The following is a 1,096-nucleotide window of genomic DNA, read 5'->3' as shown; positions in this document are numbered from 1 at the left end:
TACTTGGGGGGCAGCCCCCTGGGAGGATAGGATGTTGCCGGTTAGAAGCGTCTATGATTTTAGTTAAACTATTGTCATAGACGTTTTTTATTGTCTAAAAAAGAATAAGAAAAAATATACGGGCAGCACGTTGTTTGTGCTGCTTATTTACTGTCCTGATTATTAAGAGATCAAGCGTAAAGATAAAGAAACATGTCGCTCACTTTGTTTGCTGTGCGTACTGATTTTCTGCGCTGCTTACTATATTTCTAAGCACTAAAGTGCAAAGAACTGCAGTATAAATACTAAAAGTATTAAGAGAATCATGTATGTGGATAAATACAGGAAGAGCTGTTTATACACAGGTAAACTGGGATAACCACAAAAAAACTGTGGATAAAAAGAAAAATATATTAACCGCAGTAATTCGTTTGTACAGAGTTGAAAAAAATACATATATAAATATACTTAATTACAAAAAAATTGCTTAAAAACGAAAATAGACCCTGTGGATAACTTAAAGTATACTAATATCGATACTTATCCACAGGGGAAAATATAAACAAAAACAGTCTATAAAAATTATAGACTGTTTTTTTATTTTTAATAGAACAGCTAATAATTTGTAAAATATATAAGTAAAAAAAATGAGAATATTTATTTGCTGTAATAAAAATATAAGGTATCTGAGCAATTAATTATTAGCAATAAGGATTTTATAAAGCAGCTAAAAAGCCTGTAAAACAGGGATATATAAATAAAATAAATGGAAATATAAAAAAAGCGTTGACAAAAGGCAGCGGATTGGATATAATAATTTCTGCACTCAAGAAAAGGGCAGGGACAAAACAACCGATTAAACATCAGGTTAAAAAGTTCTTGACACAAAGCAGAAGATAAGATATAATAATTTCTGCGCTTGAGAGAGCGACAGGAACTTAAAATCATCGAGAGATCGAAAGAAAAAAGTTCTTGACAGAGCCAAACAGTTTAGATATAATATAAAAGCTGACTGTTGAGGTAGGCACCTTGAAAACTGAACAATACATCATTGTTTTAATGTTAAACAACCGGATGTGCGGTTTAAATATATAAACCTGAAACAATTTCTTAAACA

1 protein-coding gene is annotated in these 1,096 nt (G+C 30.8%); it reads left to right on the top strand.

The features are described from left to right. The first annotated feature begins 308 nt into the window (after positions 1–308). Positions 309–470: a hypothetical protein gene (locus HNR32_RS13770; protein ID WP_183863638.1), complete on the top strand. Its 162-nt coding sequence runs from the start codon at positions 309–311 to the stop codon at positions 468–470. Positions 471–1,096: the final 626 nt, after the last annotated feature.

Source organism: Pectinatus brassicae, from assembly GCF_014201835.1.
In the GTDB taxonomy this organism is placed as follows: Bacteria; Bacillota; Negativicutes; order Selenomonadales; family Selenomonadaceae; genus Pectinatus; species Pectinatus brassicae.
The sequence above is the reverse complement of the archived record's forward strand: the minus strand, read 5'-3'. Positions and strand labels throughout refer to the sequence as shown.